This window comes from Pseudoalteromonas sp. MM1 (assembly GCF_030296835.1).
Lineage (GTDB): Bacteria > Pseudomonadota > Gammaproteobacteria > Enterobacterales > Alteromonadaceae > Pseudoalteromonas.
Window position 1 is genome coordinate 2006698 of record NZ_AP027922.1, and the last position, 19560, is coordinate 2026257.

Below are 19560 nucleotides of genomic sequence, written 5' to 3' on the forward strand. Positions count from 1 at the left end.
TATTTTATACCACAACAATGAGATGATTGATCACCTAATTGGTATTTATTCCTGCTCACAACTACAAAGCAGTGGATGCTCGTTATCACGTGCATAACGGTTAACTTGTTCCGCTTTGGTATGGGCTACATCGGCGCTAAATACACCGCATATCCCCTTCCCTTTTTCGTGAACTTGTAGCATCACATCAGTTGCTCTATCGCTATCCATATTGAAAAACGTCATTAGAACTTCTATTACAAAGTCCATTGGCGTGTAGTCGTCGTTATTTAAAACAACTTTGTATTTTCGCGGTGGCTGTAGCTTTTGCTTTTCACTATCGCGAACTGTGTCTATGACACCTGAATCTTTCATACCACTCATAATTAAATATAGTCTTGTCTTTAGAACTCAAGCAAACTTGAATAAAAAATAAATTAAATGTTAAAAAAATACCACAAAACACTTGACTGACTGGCCAAATAAACTACAGTCAGAAGTAGATTGATTAATCCTTAGTCAGTCTAGCAAATTATACGGTTTAGAATAACTAAATTAGTCAACTTATAGAAGGATGTAGAAGTATGGCTTGTGGTAAAGTCAAATGGTTCAACAACGCCAAAGGTTTTGGTTTCATCGTAGAAGACGGCTGCGAGAATGATATTTTCGCTCATTACTCAACGATTGTAATGGACGGTTATAAGACACTTAAAGCTGGTCAGGATGTAACATTCGAGCTAGAACAAGGCCCTAAGGGCTTACACGCTAAAAACATAGCCCCTAACGGCGACATTTTAGAGTGATAAAAAATTTGTTCGACTAAAGCGAGCGACCTAATTTAGATCCTCGCTTAATTCCCCACTTACCATTCAACTCTCTTCTTATTATTAAATTGCTCCTGTACACGTTAAATTCAACCCTTTTCCTTGATTTTATTTTATATACCCCAATGTTCTAACAGTTACCTGCTAATTAAGGCTGCATAAAAGCGCAAGCGCTAGCCCTTTTTAAACAAGCTTGTTACACTCTTGTTGCTAAATTACGCGGTTACATTTTAGCTTATGCTTTTACGCGGCTAAAATACGTGTACTTTGCAACCTATAAAAATCAGTTGGTCAGGTGTGGCTATTCTGCCTTTGGTATATAGAGTACCAACACCTAACAAACTGCTTGTTAACGCAACCATGCGCTAATGAGTTTCTTTGCATTGTTGAATACGGCCACTGCGGCCTACTATCTAGGAATGATGATGACATCAAAAATTATCTACACTAAAACGGACGAAGCTCCGGCGCTAGCAACCTACTCGTTGCTACCAATTATCCAAGCCTATACAAATGCGGCAGGTGTTGAAGTTGAAACTCGCGATATCTCATTAGCAGGTCGTGTAATTGCAAACTTCGCTGATTACCTTACTGAAGAGCAACGCATAGGCGATGCGCTTGCAGAGCTTGGCGAACTTGCAAAAACACCAGAAGCAAACATCATCAAATTACCAAATATCAGTGCGTCTGTACCGCAACTACGCGCTGTTATTAAAGAGCTTCAAGAAAAAGGCTACGCACTACCAGAATACCCTGCTGAGCCTAAAAATGATGAAGAAGCTAAAATTAAAGCCACTTACGACAAAATTAAAGGCAGTGCTGTAAACCCAGTATTGCGTGAAGGTAATTCAGATCGCCGTGCACCAGGTTCTGTTAAAGAATATGCACGCAATAACCCTCATTCAATGGGTGCGTGGAGCAAAGACTCACAATCATACGTTGCAAGCATGAGCGAAGGTGACTTCTTTGGTTCTGAGCAATCTGTAACAGTTGATGCAGCCACTGATGTACGTATTGAGCACGTAGCAACTAATGGCGTTGTAACTGTACTAAAACAAAGCACGCCGCTAATTGCTGGCGAAGTAATTGATGCATCGCGCATTAGCGCAGCTAAACTACAAGCGTTTTTAGCAGCAGAAATTGATGCAGCTAAAGAAAAAGGCGTATTATTTTCGCTTCACATGAAAGCGACAATGATGAAAGTATCTGACCCTATTATTTTTGGTCACGCGGTAAAAGTTTTCTACAAAGATGTATTTGCTAAACACGGCGAGCTTTTTGAAGAGCTAGGCGTTGATGTAAATAACGGTTTAGGCGATGTTTATTCTAAAATTCAAACATTAGATGATGCTAAGCGCGAAGAAATTGAAGCAGACATTCAAGCGGTTTACGCTGATCGTCCTGCTATTGCAATGGTTGATTCTGACCGTGGTATTACTAACTTACACGTTCCAAGCGATGTGATCATTGATGCGTCTATGCCTGCTGCCATTCGTTCAAGCGGTCAAATGTGGAACAACGACGGTAAACTACAAGACACTAGCTTTGTGATCCCAGATCGTAGCTACTCAAGCGTTTACCAAGCGACTATTGATTTTTGTAAAGAAAATGGCGCATTTGATCCTACCACTATGGGTAGCGTACCAAACGTAGGCCTAATGGCTCAAAAAGCTGAAGAATATGGTTCTCACGATAAAACGTTTGAAGCAAAAGCAGATGGTTCTATTCGTGTTGTTGATGCAAATGGCACTACATTGCTTGAGCACACTGTTGAGCAAGGCGATATTTGGAGAATGTGTCAGGTTAAAGACGCACCAATCCAAGATTGGGTTAAACTTGCGGTAAACCGTGCACGTGCAACGGGCGTACCTGCTGTTTTCTGGTTAGATGAAAATCGTGCTCACGATGCTCAGCTAATTAAAAAGGTAAACAAATACTTACCAGATCACGATACAGATGGCCTAGACATTCAAATTTTAGCACCGCTTGAAGCAACCTTGTTTTCATTAGCGCGTATTAAAGAAGGTAAAGACACTATTTCTGTAACAGGTAACGTATTACGTGACTACCTAACAGATTTATTCCCAATTTTAGAGCTAGGTACCAGTGCTAAAATGCTTTCAATTGTACCGCTTATGAACGGCGGTGGCTTATTTGAAACTGGCGCAGGTGGTTCGGCACCTAAGCATGTTCAACAGTTCGAAAAAGAAAACCACTTACGTTGGGATTCACTAGGCGAATTTTTAGCACTAGCAGCTTCGCTTGAGCACCTAAGTGTGAATACAGGCAACAAAAAAGCACAAGTACTTGCTGATACACTAGATAAAGCAACAGGTACGTTCTTAGCTGAAAATAAGTCGCCTTCACGTAAAGTAAAAGAAATTGATAACCGTGGTTCTCACTTCTTCTTATCTTTATTCTGGGCACAAGAACTGGCTAAGCAAGACGAAGACAGCGAGCTTAAAGCGCAATTTACGCAAATTGCGAGCGATTTAGAAACGCAAAAAGAGCAAATTGTAAGCGAGCTTAACGATGCACAAGGTCCTTCAATGGATATTGGTGGTTACTTCCAACCAAATGACGATGCAGCGTTTAAAGCAATGCGCCCAAGTGCAACGTTTAACGAAATTTTATCTAAATTAGTATAATTTTAGATTAAATTAAAAAACCGCTTACGTTTAAAGTAAGCGGTTTTTTTGTGTCTTTATTTTATATAAAAAGGCCGCTACTTTAACTTTAAAGTAGCGGCCTTTAATAATTAACCTGAATTCTGGATAATTATAGCTATATTAATTATTTTGTATAAGCTCGCGGCATTGTTGAATCTGTAGTATAGCGCTCTCGTAGTTTATCTTGGCGTGACTGTGTAGATACTTCTTCACCGTTAATAATCATTTTACTAACGTGCGAGCTTAGTTCAAACGGGTCGTTGCTCCACATAACTACATCAGCGGCTTTACCCACTTCAATGCTGCCGGCATTAATATTAAACACACTCGCGACATTAGATGTAACGGCCTTTAATGCACCTTGTTGGCTCATTCCATATGATACGGCATTGCCTGCATCAAAACGAAGTTGGTAAATATTATGACTGGCATCGCCGCCCACAGTTAAAATAACTTTTACCCCTGCTTTTTCAAGCGCGGCTGCGTTATCTAAACTGGCATGTAATGAGTCAAAGCTTGAAGGCAAGCTATCCATAGCACTCATAATTACGGGTACTTGCGCTTTAGCAATCTGTTCTTTAACTACAACGGCATCTTGTGCGCCATTGAGTACTAAATTTATGCCAAATTGCTCTTTAACTTTAATTAGCTCTATAATATCAGCCGCACGAGATACACCCACTACAAGTGGCATATCGCCGCTAAGTACTTTAACCATTACTTTGTCTTCAGTACTTGGAGTGCTGTCGTCGTCTTTTTTAGGCTTTTTAGCTGCTTTTGTTTGGTGCTCTTCAAGCTTATTAATTAGCGTTTGCAATGTAAATGCGCGCGAGCCCTTACTGCGCTCACCTAAATAAACCACTAATGCAGCTTGTTTTTGTATATTGCCTTGTAAATCACCGCTTAAATCAACAACACTTGCTAAGCCCGAAAAAATACTATCGCCACCGTGCGGGGTAATTACATCGCGGGTTACACCGCCTTTGCGTGCATACGGGATAAGGCTTGAATGAGCGTTGTAAGCAAGGCTTACATCAAAATCAATGCCTGCTTTTTCTTCGCCGGCATCGCGTGAGCCTGCAACTGCACTTACCTCAACTAAGCCAAGTTGATTAATGCTAGCAATAAAACCTGGGGTTACAATTTGCCCATTAGCATCAATAACTTTATCTGCTTGTACTTGCTGTGGGTTAATAGCAGTAATTTTACCGTTATCCATAACAATGCTGGCGTTTTCTAAAACGCCTTGCTCGGTGGCTGTATGCAGCGTTGCATTAATAATTGCAAGCGATTGTGCATTGGCTACACCTGAGGCTAATAGTCCGGCAGCAACCAGAGATAGCGAAAACGAACGTGATAAATTTTTCATTCTGGGCTCCTTATTGTTGGCCTAACATAAAATCACTTTGTGCTTGAAATGCACTATCGTTTCTATCGTAAACTTTTGCGCCATCAATAAATACTTGTTCAGCTTTTGCGTAAACGCTAAATGGGTTTTGGTTCCAAATAACCACATCACCTTGCTTACCAGCTTCAAGCGAACCAGTTTTATCTTCAATACCTAATGATTTAGCAGCATTAGACGTGATCCACTTAATTGCGTGCTGCTCCGAAATATCAAAACCATTTTCGTTTGCACGATACATTACTTTACCCGCTTCTTGGTTTAAGCGCTGAATAGTGGTGTCTGAGTCAGAATGCACAATGGCACACGAATTTTTTACCGCATCAACAATAGCTACGTTTTCTTGAACCATGTCGTAGGCTTCCATTTTAAAGCCCCACCAATCTGGCCAAAGTGCTGCACACGAACCATTTTCAGCCAGTAAATCTGCAATTTTATAAGCTTCTACGCCGTGATGGAAAGTACCTGCGTGATAGCCAAATTCTTTTGAAAGGTCGATCATCATCGCCATTTCTTCAGCTTTATAACAGTGATTATGAATTAATACTTCACCTTCAATAACCGCTTTTAGTGTATCGTGCTTAATATCGCGAGCTGGTGCTTGTGGGTTTAAGCCAGCTTCATAATCGGCGTCGTACTTATCCCATGCACGTTTGTACTCTTGTGCTTCTGCCCAAGCCATTCTATAACCGGCCATGTTACCCATACGGGTTGAAGGCAAAGTACCTTGGCGACCATATACGCGTTTAGGGTTTTCACCACAGGCCATTTTTAAGCCATTTGGCGCATCAGGAAATTTCATTGCTTGCATGGTATGCGCAGGAATGTTTTTAAGTGTTACACCACGGCCACCAAATAAGTTAGCTGAGCCAGGTAAAATTTGTAGTGAAGTAATACCACCTTCGCGCGCACGGTTAAAGCCAGGATCTTGAGGCCATACAGAATGCTCTACCCACACCTCAGCAGTATTTGGGCTAGTCATTTCGTTACCGTCTTGATGAGACTCAACCGATGGGCTTGGGTAAGCACCTAAGTGAGAATGTACATCAATAATACCTGGGGTAACCCACTTGCCTTGTGCATCAATGGTTGCATCTGTATTGGCCGATAAGTCTTTACCTACTTGTTGTATTTTGCCATCAACGAGTAACACATCGGCGTCATCTAAGCGCTCGCCAGTGCCAGTTAGTACTGTTGCATTGGTAATTAAAGTGCTTTTACTTGCAAGTGGTGTGTAAGTGCTTGGGTATGGGTTTTTATTAATGGTAATTTTTGCATCTTGTGGGCCGTTTTCTTGACAGCCAACAAGGGCAGCAGCTAAACCAACTGCTAACAATGAAGGTGCAAATTTTTGCATGTTGTTAGGTTCTCCTGTTTTTTTGCTACTTTAGCTAAAGCGGCATAATAAAGCTAAAAAAACAGGTAAAAAAGCGATTAAATGAGTTAAACGGCTGTAATTATTTTTTTATATAATTGTTATATAGCTTTTCGAGTGCGCCTTCGGTTGTAAGCGATGGGTCTTTGTTTATAAAGTGTTTTACGGTGCGAGTTACAAAGTCTGAGTTTTGCTTATGTTGCTTAGCAAAATCCTTAATTAAGGTATTGCCATCACTTGCTGCTGTCACTTTGTCATGACGATGACGGTACTGGCTAAGTGCCCTATTAAAGTCGCCGTTGTAATCCTCAACCAATATTTTGTAAAAGTCACTTTTTTGAACTTTAAGTACGTTGATACAGTAATTTAATGCCTCTTTAAAGTCGGTAAAAACGGTGCCTTCTACATCAAACTCTTTGGTTTTTTCGCGCACGGTAACGCGGGCTTCTTCGGTGGCATATGTAAAGCCTGTAAACGCTAAACGCTCAGATGCCTCTTTACCTAATTTCATACCCGCTTGAATGCTGTGCGCAAATTCGTCACTCATTTCGCTTAATTCGTTTTCTTCCCACATGTTATAAACACGCAGCGCCTTAGCGTACTTATTAGAGAGCTTTTTTTTAAGTTTTGTAAAACGCTCATCTATCGTCATTAGCCTTTCATTATGCAATAAGGCATGGCACTCATAACACGCGGCAATAGAGACAAAGTCAGCCTCTTCGCCTAAGTCAATAATACTCTGTAGCATATGTAACGGCGGGCAATGATCGCGCTCTGTGGCTTCGCATCCACAATAAAAACATTGGTTAAAATGCTTGTGTTCGCAGGCATACGCTTGCTGGTAATAGCTGGCTAACGTTTTGCTCACTGGTTCTCCTAAAAATTAAGCGCGTAAATAATGGGGGCGATAATAGCAGGCTGAGAAAATATGTCAGTAGCTATAAAATAATTTTGCCTAAGTGTGTCAAAAAACACATTTATTAGGGCTTAAATTCAGTCACCTAGGTTAAGTGTGTATTTTTAAACATACCTGCTTACACCTTGTTGCGTTTGGTTAACAGCTTTTTAGTTTAAATCGCTCAATAATAAAGCTGAACCACAAACAATGAGGACTAATTATGAACACGTTAAAAGCTACTTTATGCACAACTATGGTACTAGGCGCAACTTTACTAATGGCAAAACCAGCATTAGCAACGCAGTTTATCGCGGCCGATTCTTCGCCAGGTACACAGGCTTGTATGGCTGTTGCAGCTAATAAATCGTACGGTTTGCGTAAAGCGTCACGCGATTTAAATATAAGCAAAGCGGTAATGAGCAAAAAACTGCACTGTAATAACTTATCAATGAGCGACTTTGTTAGTTTGTATAACCTTGATAAAAGCGCAAATTATTTGAATATTGATACCAGTACTCGCACATCAATTAAAGATTTAGCTAAATCGTACAACCCTGAAAAAGTAATCATCACAGGGCCAAAATAGTATGGCGTTAAGACAAAACTAAGCCTGCTTTGTAAGCGGGCTTAGTTTATTAAATAATGGCCGCAATTAAGCCAAATAAACCGCCAAACACCCCCCCCCATACTACTAGCCAACCTAAATGTTCACGTATCATAGTTTGAATAATGTCTTTAACCATTTTAGGGGTGAGTTCATTTAAACGCTCATCAACTAATTTAAGTACCGTAGCATGTAAGCTTTGTGCGCTATTCCCTTGCGATAACGTATCGTTTACTAGCACTTTAAAATCGTCTGTTTGGCTAATTTGCGCAAGTGATAGCTGCATTTTTTCAATAAACTTTTCTCGCATTGGCTCTATAGCCGCTGTGCCACCAAACATACCTAACATACTGCCAAACTGCGATTGCTCAATTACTTTTAGTAGGTTGTCGAACGCAGGGTTTAAATCAACCTTAGTAATAATGCCTTCAAAGTCGATATTAGGTTGTGCTTTGCTAAGTAGGTTATTAATTTTTTGCTCGGAGAAAAACTCAGTCAAAATTAAATTACGAATAGCCACTTTAAAACTTTCAAATTTTAGAGCAATAACACCCGAGCCGTATAAAAAAGGCACTTTTTCAAATAACATATGAACAGCCAATAAGTTTGTGACCGCACCAGATAGCGCAAATAACCCCACCGATAACACAATAGTGTGGTTAAAAAAGTAGCCTATAACTACACACAAGACAGCAAGCAAATTGGTGATAAAACTTTTGTTCATTGTTACTCCATTAGCATTTTTTATATCGTTAATTTTACAACGATTAGTTTGTTAAATTAATACTTTTTTGCCATAGTTTAAGTATCTGTTTAAAAGGCGAGCAATTGATATGTGGAAAACAGTAAACGAGCACATTAGCCAAGCCATTCATTATGACTTTAAACATACTTACAAACGCCAGCTGCAAAGTACAAATACCGATAAACTCTATCAACTAACCGATGGAAAGCACAATTACCTGGTTAAAATTGCCCTTAAAAGCGAACTAGACCGCCTTGAAAGCGAAGCGATAGGGCTAAAGCAGCTCACCCAAAATAGTATTTTTATGGTGCCCGACTGCATCGCAACAGGTGCTAATATTGAATTTTCGTTTATTGTGCTTGAATGGTTAGTACTTGATAAACAGCCCCACACACACTGGCACGATATGGGTAAACAACTAGCTATGTTGCACCAAAAGCACGACCAAGCAATGTTTGGCTTTGATGTAGATAATTACCTAGCCACCACCGTGCAACCAAACCAATGGCATAAAAAATGGGACTTGTTTTTCGCAGAAGAGCGCATAGGCTGGCAACTACAACTATTAGCCGAAAAAGGCATTCAGCTTGTAGAGCCTGAGCTATTAATTAACTTAGTAAAAGAGCAGCTACACAGCCATATTGTGGAGCCCTCTTTAGTGCATGGCGACTTTTGGCGAGGAAATATGGGCTTTATTAAAAATGTACCGACATTATTTAATCCCGCGTGTTATTACGCAGACCGCGAGGTAGATATTGCAATGAGCGAGCTATTTGCCCCTTTACCTGATGATTTTTATAACGCTTACAATGCACAATACCCACTAAGCGATAACTATAAAAAGCGCAAAGCAATATACCAACTTTACCCTATTTTAAATCACGCAAATATTTTTGCAGGGCACTACCTTACTCAGGCTAAGCAGCATATAGATACGTTACTTAACACTCAGTAATTTATTAAAGCAATACACGTAAAATTATTGTCATAATCAGGGGTTCAGCACTATATTTATAATGAATGTAGCTAAATTTAAATTAGTAAAAGCATTTATTATTGAGTTCAGTTTTGAGCCATTAAGTTGTTGGTAGTATACGTTAACAACTTAAATAATGTGTACCAACACGGTAGCTTCGCCTTGGTACTACTGGAGTGATTATGAAAGATTTTTTATCACAACGTATCACCTGCCCTCACTGTGGCAACCACATACACCTAGATATTGACGCAAGTATGGGGGATCAAGACTACGTAGAAGAATGCAGTGCCTGTTGTAACCCTATTCATTTAAATGTGCATATAGACCATGCCCATAAAAAATTAGAGTTACACATAGACAGCGACGATGAGCAAATTTTTTAGCTCTGGTGGCGTAAGTAATTTTCTACTGTGTTAACAATGGTATAAGTTTGCTGATCAACTTCTATATTTAGTTCATCACCCGCTTGAGCGTTACCTAAATTTGTTATGGCCAGCGTTTCGGGGATCAAGTGTAACCAAAACCCCTGCTCGTCAATTTCGCCCACGGTTAAACTTGCGCCATTTATAGCTACAAAGCCTTTGTATAAAACGTACTTTTGCCATTTAGACGGTAAATTTAACTGAATTTTACAGTTATTTTGCTCTTTAACTATTTGTCCTATTTGGGCAGTACAATGAATGTGCCCAGATACAATATGGCCGCCTAGTTCTGTACCAAAAGTGACTGAACGCTCATAATTAACTAAACTACCGACTGCAAGCTTGCCTAAATTGGTAAGTAATAATGTTTCATCTATTACATCAAAGTGCACTTGTGCCACTACATCGTGGTTACTTAATTCTACTTTAACCACTGTTAGGCAGCAGCCATTAATTGCAATACTGGCACCTAAATCAAGGTGTTTAACGTATTCATCACCTACCGATACAACCAAGCGTAAAACCCCTTCTGTATGTGTGGTAGATACAACCGTAGCTTGAGTTTGAACGATTCCTGTAAACATAAAATCACTTAAAATTATTACAAAGTGCTAGTTTAACGTATCAACGGGTAAAATCATTCACTACAGTGATTTTTATTTGAAACACAATCGATTACAATTGCGCCCTGTTTTATCAAATAGCTGTTTTTATGACCTTTAGTAGCTGGGAAGCCAAACGTTTAATTACCCTTGCCGTACCTGTATTTTTAGCACAAGTAACACTCGTTTTAATGTCGGTGGTCGACACCATTATGGCAGGCCAAGTAAGTCCTACAGATTTAGCTGCGCTATCGATTGCAACCGGTATATGGAACCCGTTATTACTGGCGCTGCAAGGTATTTTGCTTGCGTTAACCGGTATTATTGCCCAATTTGCAGGTGCTAATGATAAAAAAGGAATTAGCCATTATTTTCAGCAAGCACTGTATTTAACCGCTATTTTAAGCGCAATTGGCTTTGGTATCGCTAACCTAGCCGATATAGTCATTTTAAAACTCAATACAACCCCTGCTATTGCAAGCCTTGCGTATGACTATATCCATTTTGTGAAATGGGGAGCCTTTGGTTTTTTAATTTTTACCGTTTATCGCAATATGACCGAAGGCATGGGGATGACAAAACCCGCTTTTTATATCAGCTTGCTGGGCCTTGCTGTTAATATTCCGGCTAACTATATTTTTATAAATGGTTTATTTGGTTTACCAGCCTACGGCGGTGCTGGTTGTGGAATTGCTACAGCATTGGTACTCACTGTAATGGCTGTTGCACAAGTAACGTATTGCCAGTTTAGTAAAAAAATAGATGCAAAAGCTTTGCTGGCAAATTTTGAAAAACCTAACTTTAAAACCATAGGAATTATTACCAAATTAGGTATACCTATTTCGTTGGCTACCTTTTTTGAAATTACGTTGTTTGCATGCATACCTTTATTTATTGCACACTTAGGTGCTGTTGCAGTGTCGGGCCATCAAATTGCGGGAAGCGTGACTGCATTATTATTTATGATGCCACTGAGCTTATCTATCGCTATTAGTATTCGTATTGGTAATTTATTTGGTCAAAACCATTTAAGCCAATTAAAAACGGCTATATCGACCAGCTACATATTAGCTATTGCTATAGCGTTATTTTTAGCATTTATAACCTTTATTGGCCGCGATTTAATAAGCCAACTTTATACCGATAGCCCAGCTGTTATTGCGTTAGCCAGCTCTATTATGATTTTGGCATGTATTTATCAAATTCCTGATGCACTGCAAGTCGCTGCAAATGGCATATTAAGAGGTTTAAAGCATACTCAGCCTATATCGTATATAACGTTTATATCTTATTGGTTAATCGGTTTTGCTTTAGGCTACGTATTGGGAAGAACAGATTTAATTGTGCCCGCCATGGGGCCGCACGGTTTTTGGATAGGTATTATTTTTGGTTTAACCGTTGCTGCTGTGTGGCTTATGTTCACCGTTAATAAGCGATTAAAGCAGGCGCCATTTGTATAAAAAAGCCCTTATATTATTATCTAGCAAAACATGGTTAAGCTATTTATTAGCTTTGTGTTGCGCCGTGCTTGCAGGGTGTTCAAAAGCGCCCAGCAACACTTATCAAACATACACAGAACGCTTAAGTAATACCCTTGAAACCCAAGCCCCAAGTTTAAGTAAGCCTGCACCAATTAGCCCGCTATTACCCCCAAATACGCTTTCTGAAGGCAGTACTATCAGCTTGATTGAACTAGCAAGCTTAAGCCATTGTAAACTCAGCTTACTAATTAGTGAGCACAATAACCAGCTAGGTAAAACGGCCGGCCACGCCAGTATTTTAAAATACCAAATACAGTTTGTACAAAATGCCCAGCAGTGCCTGGGCACGCTTGAGCCTAGCTCAAACGTTTATAAAACGTTATCAAATGCAAAAGTGCACAAAGAGCAAACACTAAACCACTACTTTAATTCAATGTTGTATAACGAATTTGAGCTAAAAAACACGTGGCAAGCTAGCAGCGCAGAGCTTGCTGTTTCCCCTGCAGGGTTTAGTGACACGGTAGCGGCTATGCAGCAGCTTGCACTCATAAAAAAACACATAATCAATAAACACTACTTAAAAATTAACTCTGCAGATATTTTTAACGCTTTAGAGCAACTTAATAAGTACCGTTTTAACCAATTACTCATTTATTCTACACGGCTACAAATAGCGTTTAATAATTCAGCTACGCAATTTATTCAAACGCAATCCATTGATGAAATATGCCCAGTAGGTAAAAATAAAAAAGTAGCCACTATCATTAGTAACGTGTTCCAAAAGTATTTCCTTAGAGAAATACAGCCTTATCAGGCTAATTTAGCAGGCTACCTTGAAACACTATTACCCTTGTACAATCAACTTTGGTTTGACCAACCTATAACAAATAACCAAATAAATACTTTGATAGCGCTGGATTCGCAAAACAATCTATTAAACCAGCTTAAAAGCTCAGCCAAAAAACACGTAACCTGGTGGCAAAACTTTTATAAAACGTGTGAAATCAGCCCAATATGAATAAAAAAACGGCAAATAAACTTAAAAGCAACAAACTTGCTTGATTCACCACTCACCAAGCTATATATTAGCGGCCGCTGATAATTAAATTTATCGCATCTTAATTAGGTAATACGACCGTAGCTCAGTTGGTTAGAGCGCTACCTTGACATGGTAGAGGTCGGTGGTTCGAATCCACTCGGTCGTACCAAATTTATTCTTCCCTTTGAATAAATATAATTAAGATACTATTTGTACGACTGTAGCTCAGTTGGTTAGAGCGCTACCTTGACATGGTAGAGGTCGGTGGTTCGAATCCACTCAGTCGTACCAAATTTATTCTTCCCTCTGAATCAATTTAATTAAGATATTATTTATACGACTGTAGCTCAGTTGGTTAGCGCGATACCTACTCTCTATGACCCACGCCGAAATCGGTGGTTCGAATCCACTCAGTCGTACCAAATTTATTCTTCCCCTGAATCAATTTAATTGAGATACTATTTGTACGACTGTAGCTCAGCTGGTTAGCGCGCTACCTACTCTCTATGGCCACGCCGAAATCGGTGGTTCGAATCCACTCAGTCGCACCAAATTTATTCTTCCTCTGAATCAATTTAATTAAGATACTATTTGTACGACTGTAGCTCAGTTGGTTAGAGCACTACCTAATATCTGTTCACCTCGCCGAATTTAGAACCGCATCATTGAAAGATACTAACGCATTGATTTCTCTTAATATTGTACCAATAAAAACGGCGGTAAAATATACCGACCGCCGTTTTAAAAAGTACACGAGTAATTTTAACCTGAATTAACTTAACAGGTTGTTACCTTTGTTCTCTTGCTGATGAATTGTTATAGGCCAGCCCGAGAACTGGTTACTTGCTTTACCATCGGTTATATCGACTAAAAACTTATAGGCATCCATTGTGTATGTGAGCTTCTCAGAATCGAAGGTAATAAAACCAAAGCCGCTGCCTTTTTCATGAGCCTTTACATAGCGGTTATTTGATTTTCCTACTTCAGGATTCCCTACCGCATAGACATAAATCTTATTACCGAAGGTATCATTATACTCGCCTGTTTCAGCAAGCCCATGTGCAGGGCGGTTTTGATAAGGCATATTCATTGAATCTGGCTTCCACCACCTTGGCCAACCGGCAGAAATAGCTGGCGTACAAAAAGCCCAGTTACTATCCCTTTGTTGATTGACGCCATATTGAGATAAAGACCCTAAGTGGGTATCACCACAAATATGTAACGCCATAGAGTCACGCATTGCATCAATTGCACGATTTCGCGCAGATGCAGGCCAACCACTTGAATCGAAATCGTATTTTAAAAAGCGATCAGGTACCGGCTGATGAGTTGAGATAGCCGCAAATACCGTTTGGCTTAACACCGCTTTTAATTTATGCCCGCGCCAGTCTTTACCCCACGCTTTAAGAAATTGCTCCTGTCGACTGCCTAATAAATCTAAACCAGGCGGATTAAACACAGGATTATAAAAAAGTGGATCTTCGTCTTGTCCTGTTTCGCCAACCGCAACATTTATGCGTTCAGGACCACTTTTCCATTGTCTGTCAGCAAGAATCGCAAAACCAACACCACCATATAGCATAGTGCCATAATACGAGCTAATACCATTAGTTGGCGTTGGATCATAAGGATCAGGGTGATGGTTAAGAGTAGTTTTATGTACCATATTAACCACCCGTGCTGAATCAATGTAACCACCTAAAACACTTGCTGAAGGGTCTTTCGAAATGTTTTCCATTCTTGCACCACCTTCACCCCACAAATTGCCTTGGAGTACATCATGATCATCGGGCAAACAAATTGTAGGTTGATTACGCATGACTTCTTTAAAAGCCCAACCAAATTGATAGAACTTACGTAAATAGTTCAAAATCGCCAAATCATCCGGCGTGCGAATTACACCAAACCCACCATGGCTTTCATAAATCTGATCACCAGAAAAGAATACCAAATCGGGGCTTAGTTTTTCGACATTTTGCGCAACTGGCTGGTACGGAAAACCATAATCATTTTGACACGTGAGCGCGGCCATTCGTAATTTTTCATTTGCGGGGTTCGCTTTTATAACCCCTGAATATATATCTGGTGTGTGTGTACCGTCAGTGTGTTTTTCACGATATACAACCCGAAAAGGCGTATCTTGTTTCTCATCCCAATTGGCTATACGAAAAGTCGCCAACCAGCCATCATGGTCAATACGCTGTGAGTCAATAGCGATCCACTGATTATCACGCTGGATCTGTAGCTCTATTTGCTGATTATCTTGCTCACCTATTGGTCCTGTGTAAGCACTCAATTTCAGCACAAAACCTTCATGACTCAATGTATCGTTTAACGAATACATAGTCCAAAGTATTGGACCAAATGACTGTTCATCAGTAACAGAGAATGCCTCTCCTTGCATAGCCCAGTGGCTAAATTTATAACGTGCGCCTAATTTGTCCTCAGGCACATTTTCATAAGTAACAGATGGAATTGAGAAATTACTTACTAGCGCCACATTACCTAGTAGCTCTGATACAGGTACCAAATGGGTAACCGTACCGATTATTTTTTCAGTTGATGTTAAACGAGCCGTTAGCTCTAACGCCATAGCACCTGATTGAGGAGTCCCAGTCAGTGTTAAACTAACGGATTGATTATCTAGCGGAATTTTTAAAGGTACAGTGTTGTTACCCAACACTAAATCGTTATTTTTAATACCAAGGTCGTATCCCTGTTGAACAAAACAGTTACTGCGGTATTCATTGAGTTCACTTTTAGCGCCAAGACGAATACCCGCGCCACCATCGTTGTTATTTTGCTCTAAACGCGTAACCTCCACTGACATGGAAAAAGCTTGGTCAATATTAGTTATTTGATGAGTTAAAGAGTGAACACTGCGATTTCCCCCACGAGTTATACATTCAGCCGCACCGTTATTCACACGCCAATCTTCCATCGGATTAGCCCAATACTGTTTGCCAAGCCAAACTCTATTATACGTTTTATACCAATTATCACGGTAAGACTGAGTACCACGAGTAACGGTTGAATTCATAACACCTAAATGACGAGTACAGCCAGAAACGCCAGATGCAACAACTCCAGCAGCAAACATTTTAAGAACTGAGCGACGAGATATATTTTTATTCATAATTTTCAATCTCACACATTGAATATTGTTAACAGTAGACAAACAGTATATGTTTTCCTTATAAATTTCAGCCTTTGTTTTCATAAAAGCGTTAAGAAATTATAAAAAACTCATTCAAATGTAAGATTACGTAATTTGAAGACCCCTATCTAACCCACAATAACACACGGTTCAATACTGGTTTAATCCCTCATATTGAACACATTTGCCATTTACTAACGCACCAAGATATAACAATTAACTAAACACTGAGCACCCAACTTTATGCTTTGCTTTATTATTACGCTAATTAATGGTTGCTATTTAATCACAATAAAATGTAACCTGACAATTTTGTTAACAATTAACATTAAGCTTAACTTATTATGTCATTCCTAAATAACTATAAAATAAAGACACGAATTTTGGCGCTAGTGCTCATTCCATTACTAATTGCTGGGCTTAAATCAGTTAACAAAGTACGCTTCTCTTTGGCGCAGCAGCAAGCGATAAGTAAGGTTAATGCAATACTCGATTACGCTCATGTTACTTACCCACTGATCTCAAGCTTGTTAGAAGAAGTGTTTTACATAAGGTTGTATTTTGATACAGCTTCAGGTGCACAACAAGCGCAGAAACAGAGGCTCGCTTATCAACAAAACGCGCTAACAAATGCTAATCGGTTTAAACAATTCGTTACTGAGAACCTGCAGACAATTAAGCAATTTCCGACCTTTAATAACCACGTAGAAATAAAAAATAAACAATTAAGTGATCCGCAAATAGCTGAAGAAAAAAATCACCTAAGTAAAGCATACACAGCGCAATTTAGTCGAAAAGTTCACACGATGTATGAAATTAACGATCTCATCCGCAAACTATTAATAACATTGAGTGAAATTGAGGTCATCGCCAGTAGCGAACAACTGATAGGAAAAATGTCAAATGCGAACTATTACTTAGTCGCTAGCAGTATCGAACGCTCATTTCATGATAGCTTTATAAATACTGCAAGCAATACACAATTGGATGTATACATATACGGGGAAACTTTCAGAAGCGCGACCGCAGTGCAAACTTATAATAGCCTACTTTATAATTTTACCACTGCAAATGCACAATCTGCGTTTACTCAAATGACGCAAAACGCGAGCTATTTAAAGTCTGAAGAAGTGGCGCTACAAGCCCGTGCAAACAACTATCAAACAATCAATAAACCGCTAAATATCGCATGAACTTGTACTTAAAGAGCTGATCGACATGGCCCTGCAAATTGCCAAAGCCACAGAAAAACAAAAATCTGTGCTTAATTTCATCAATAAGCAAATAACCTTGATCAGTACTTACGCTCAATCTGTAACAAGTACTACCCAAAGTAACCAACAAACGGTCGATAACTTAACTGATATTGTTGAAGACTTAGAAAGCTACAATTATGAGTTTACTTTGGCTACGCCTACACCAACACCTTATAAGGAGTATTTCTATGAGCAATACAGTATTTAAACTCAGTGCTATATCTATTGCACTTTGCATCACAGCTTGCAGTAATCAACACACCAGCATGCAAGCTAAACCTAAAATAATGTTCGACGATGTCTCTGTTGAAGTGGGATTAACAACTGATAAAAATTGGAAGTACGGCGGCCCATCCCTATCTGATTTAAATAATGATGGCCTGTATGATTTATTACTAACTAATCACGACTCTACGCCAGTTCAATTATTTTTATCAAATAGTGACTTTAGTTATACCAAGCAAGCTGATATTTACCCACGTGTTGATTTACATGGCATGGCCAGTGGCGATTACGATAACGATGGTGATAACGACATTCTGCTTTCATTAGGCGGTGGCAACGGCCTTACCCCTCAACCGCAACGATTATTGCAAAACAATAATGGTCAATTTACTGATGTAACTGAGCAAGCTGGCTTATCAAAAATGGGCGCACGAGGCCGCTCGGTGCGTTGGGTTGATCTAGATAACGATGGCGACTTGGACTTTATGCAAGTTAACGCTGAAAAAATGGTGACAGAGCAGAGCCCTCGTAACATTTTATTTGAAAATAACGGCAATGGTACATTCGATTATCACCCTTCCCCCGTCTTTGAAAATTTAAATAGCGAGCGCGTGCTTATCACTGATTTTAATAACGATAACATTCCTGATATTTTCGGCTTTAATGGTTACAGCCCGTTAGTAATTTTACAAGGCAACAATGATTTTAGTTTTACCGATGTCACAGCTAAGGTGTTGCCACAATCACTCGATACAACGGGTACTTTAACTCTTGCCCATGCCGATATCGATAATGATGGAGATATGGACTACTACCTTGCTAGGGGCAAATTACATTACACCATCGCCAATAATAGTATCTCATACAATGACCAACTAAAGCGTTTAGACTTACGAGACGAAGGCAATAAAAGTCATGATGGCTTGAACCTAACAACACAGGGGGATTTGATTCTAAGTGATTTTTATCATTTTCCTCGGGGCAAAAAAATGAAAACTATGCCGGTCTTTTTAGGTGCCGAACAGGTACCCAAAAACACGCCAGTCTCAGAGCAAAGCATCGCTGCAGATCAAGCCCAAGGATTTGCAAAAAACATCAATAAAACAGGCTGGTATATTGGTCATTTAGGTAACAACAAATGGCGGGTAGAATGGTATTTAGAGGATAATTTAGCATGGGATGTGCGCGCTTCGTTCAAAAATGTCACTAGCTATAACACAGATTGGACACCACAAAACCTAGCATTAAGTGATATTTTACTACGTAACGATAAAGGTCAACTTACGGATATATCAGCGCAATTACCAAAACAAACTATTGATAATAACTGGGGCGTGGTGCCGGGTGATTTTAATAATGACACTTTAATTGATTTCGTGGTGTATCGATTTGGCCATTTAAAGCAACGCGTGGCTGATGTGATGCTTATTAACCAAGGCAATAACCAATTTACTAGCCAGCTATTAAATTCAGCCACCAGCGAGTTAAATCAAGATTCTCATGGTGATATGGGCGCAGCATTTGATTACAACCATGACGGTAAGCTTGATCTGCTCAGTGGCGATGACGACAACGGTCGTTGGCACTTGTATAAAAACACCTCAGCGATACTTAATAACCATTACAGCTTAGTGCGTATCGGATATTCGCCATCAGGGATTGATGCAATGGGGGCAAAGGTTGAAATAAAAACGGCCCAAACGACCCAATATCAAGTTGTCGGTTCGCACAGTGCAAACCACTCACAAAGTTTAATGAACATTGCCCATTTTGGCTTAGGTAATGATGCTAACATCAAGGAGATTAGTGTCACTTGGCGTGATGGCAGCAATCAAGTATTGCGTAATCAACCCGCAGACCGTTTAATTGATATAGGAAATATAACGTACTGATAAAAAGC

Annotated in this window: 17 protein-coding genes and 3 tRNA genes; 13 read left to right on the plus strand and 7 right to left on the minus strand. The window is 39.6% G+C overall.

Annotated elements, in window-relative coordinates; translation table 11 throughout:
* Nucleotides 1–45: 45 nt before the first annotated feature.
* Nucleotides 46–354: an ATP-dependent Clp protease adapter ClpS gene (gene clpS, locus QUE46_RS09120; RefSeq protein WP_004586754.1), complete on the minus strand. Its 309-nt coding sequence runs from the start codon at nucleotides 352–354 to the stop codon at nucleotides 46–48.
* A gap of 209 nt (nucleotides 355–563) precedes the next feature.
* Here clpS and cspD point away from each other — a divergent pair, with 209 nt between their 5' ends.
* Together cspD and QUE46_RS09130 are read left to right on the plus strand one after the other, a co-directional pair.
* Nucleotides 564–782: a cold shock domain-containing protein CspD gene (cspD, locus tag QUE46_RS09125; RefSeq protein ID WP_004586755.1), complete on the plus strand. Its 219-nt coding sequence runs from the start codon at nucleotides 564–566 to the stop codon at nucleotides 780–782.
* A gap of 446 nt (nucleotides 783–1228) precedes the next feature.
* Nucleotides 1229–3451, plus strand: coding sequence for an NADP-dependent isocitrate dehydrogenase (locus tag QUE46_RS09130; protein ID WP_286244515.1), 2223 nt, complete (start codon nucleotides 1229–1231; stop codon nucleotides 3449–3451).
* A 145-nt stretch (nucleotides 3452–3596) separates the two neighbouring features.
* Here QUE46_RS09130 and QUE46_RS09135 read toward each other — a convergent pair whose 3' ends face one another.
* From QUE46_RS09135 to QUE46_RS09145, 3 genes are all read right to left on the minus strand, one after another.
* Nucleotides 3597–4841, minus strand: a complete 1245-nt coding sequence (locus tag QUE46_RS09135) for an amidohydrolase family protein (RefSeq protein ID WP_286244516.1) — start codon at nucleotides 4839–4841, stop codon at nucleotides 3597–3599.
* Nucleotides 4842–4851: 10 nt separating this feature from the next.
* A complete protein-coding gene (locus tag QUE46_RS09140; RefSeq protein ID WP_286244517.1) occupies nucleotides 4852–6234 on the minus strand; it encodes an amidohydrolase in 1383 nt (460 codons plus the stop codon).
* Between the two features lie 100 nt (nucleotides 6235–6334).
* Nucleotides 6335–7120, minus strand: a complete 786-nt coding sequence (locus tag QUE46_RS09145) for a hypothetical protein (protein WP_055253785.1) — start codon at nucleotides 7118–7120, stop codon at nucleotides 6335–6337.
* Nucleotides 7121–7370: 250 nt separating this feature from the next.
* Between QUE46_RS09145 and QUE46_RS09150 the strand changes: the two genes are divergently transcribed.
* Nucleotides 7371–7736 (plus strand): DUF3718 domain-containing protein, encoded by a 366-nt coding sequence (locus QUE46_RS09150; RefSeq protein ID WP_286244518.1) that lies wholly within the window; start codon nucleotides 7371–7373, stop codon nucleotides 7734–7736.
* Between the two features lie 49 nt (nucleotides 7737–7785).
* On the opposite strand, the gene QUE46_RS09155 is transcribed toward QUE46_RS09150, so the two are convergent.
* Nucleotides 7786–8478 (minus strand): DUF445 domain-containing protein, encoded by a 693-nt coding sequence (locus tag QUE46_RS09155; protein ID WP_286244519.1) that lies wholly within the window; start codon nucleotides 8476–8478, stop codon nucleotides 7786–7788.
* A 109-nt stretch (nucleotides 8479–8587) separates the two neighbouring features.
* Here QUE46_RS09155 and QUE46_RS09160 point away from each other — a divergent pair, with 109 nt between their 5' ends.
* The gene (locus QUE46_RS09160) at nucleotides 8588–9454 is read left to right on the plus strand and encodes a fructosamine kinase family protein (RefSeq protein ID WP_286244520.1); all 867 of its coding nucleotides are present in this window, start codon (nucleotides 8588–8590) and stop codon (nucleotides 9452–9454) included.
* A 203-nt stretch (nucleotides 9455–9657) separates the two neighbouring features.
* Nucleotides 9658–9861: a CPXCG motif-containing cysteine-rich protein gene (locus tag QUE46_RS09165; RefSeq protein WP_286244521.1), complete on the plus strand. Its 204-nt coding sequence runs from the start codon at nucleotides 9658–9660 to the stop codon at nucleotides 9859–9861.
* Here QUE46_RS09165 and QUE46_RS09170 read toward each other — a convergent pair.
* The gene (locus QUE46_RS09170) at nucleotides 9858–10484 is read right to left on the minus strand and encodes a riboflavin synthase subunit alpha (RefSeq protein WP_286244522.1); all 627 of its coding nucleotides are present in this window, start codon (nucleotides 10482–10484) and stop codon (nucleotides 9858–9860) included. The genes QUE46_RS09165 and QUE46_RS09170 overlap by 4 nt on opposite strands.
* 128 nt (nucleotides 10485–10612) lie before the next feature.
* On the opposite strand from QUE46_RS09170, the gene QUE46_RS09175 reads away from it, so the two are divergent.
* The 5 genes from QUE46_RS09175 to QUE46_RS09195 all read left to right on the plus strand — a co-directional run bounded on the left by QUE46_RS09175 (nucleotide 10613) and on the right by QUE46_RS09195 (nucleotide 13444).
* Entirely contained in the window at nucleotides 10613–11962 is a 1350-nt protein-coding gene (locus tag QUE46_RS09175) for an MATE family efflux transporter (RefSeq protein ID WP_286244523.1), read from the plus strand.
* Entirely contained in the window at nucleotides 11955–13001 is a 1047-nt protein-coding gene (locus QUE46_RS09180) for a DUF3080 family protein (protein ID WP_286244524.1), read from the plus strand. The genes QUE46_RS09175 and QUE46_RS09180 overlap by 8 nt, the downstream gene beginning before the upstream one ends.
* A 113-nt stretch (nucleotides 13002–13114) precedes the next feature.
* Nucleotides 13115–13191: transfer RNA gene (locus QUE46_RS09185), tRNA-Val, on the plus strand.
* Between the two features lie 45 nt (nucleotides 13192–13236).
* A tRNA-Val gene (locus tag QUE46_RS09190) sits at nucleotides 13237–13313 on the plus strand.
* A 45-nt stretch (nucleotides 13314–13358) separates the two neighbouring features.
* Nucleotides 13359–13444, plus strand: a tRNA-OTHER gene (locus tag QUE46_RS09195).
* A gap of 350 nt (nucleotides 13445–13794) precedes the next feature.
* Here QUE46_RS09195 and QUE46_RS09200 read toward each other — a convergent pair.
* Nucleotides 13795–16158, minus strand: coding sequence for an alkaline phosphatase D family protein (locus QUE46_RS09200; protein WP_286244525.1), 2364 nt, complete (start codon nucleotides 16156–16158; stop codon nucleotides 13795–13797).
* A gap of 404 nt (nucleotides 16159–16562) precedes the next feature.
* On the opposite strand from QUE46_RS09200, the gene QUE46_RS09205 reads away from it, so the two are divergent.
* Genes QUE46_RS09205 through QUE46_RS09215 form a run of 3 tightly spaced genes read left to right on the plus strand, consistent with a single transcriptional unit; the run spans nucleotide 16563 to nucleotide 19552 of the window.
* The gene (locus QUE46_RS09205; protein WP_286244526.1) at nucleotides 16563–17372 is read left to right on the plus strand and encodes a hypothetical protein; all 810 of its coding nucleotides are present in this window, start codon (nucleotides 16563–16565) and stop codon (nucleotides 17370–17372) included.
* Between the two features lie 25 nt (nucleotides 17373–17397).
* Entirely contained in the window at nucleotides 17398–17643 is a 246-nt protein-coding gene (locus QUE46_RS09210; protein ID WP_286244527.1) for a hypothetical protein, read from the plus strand.
* Nucleotides 17624–19552 (plus strand): CRTAC1 family protein, encoded by a 1929-nt coding sequence (locus QUE46_RS09215; protein WP_286244528.1) that lies wholly within the window; start codon nucleotides 17624–17626, stop codon nucleotides 19550–19552. Before QUE46_RS09210 ends, QUE46_RS09215 begins: the two co-directional genes overlap by 20 nt.
* The last annotated feature ends 8 nt before the right edge of the window (nucleotides 19553–19560 follow it).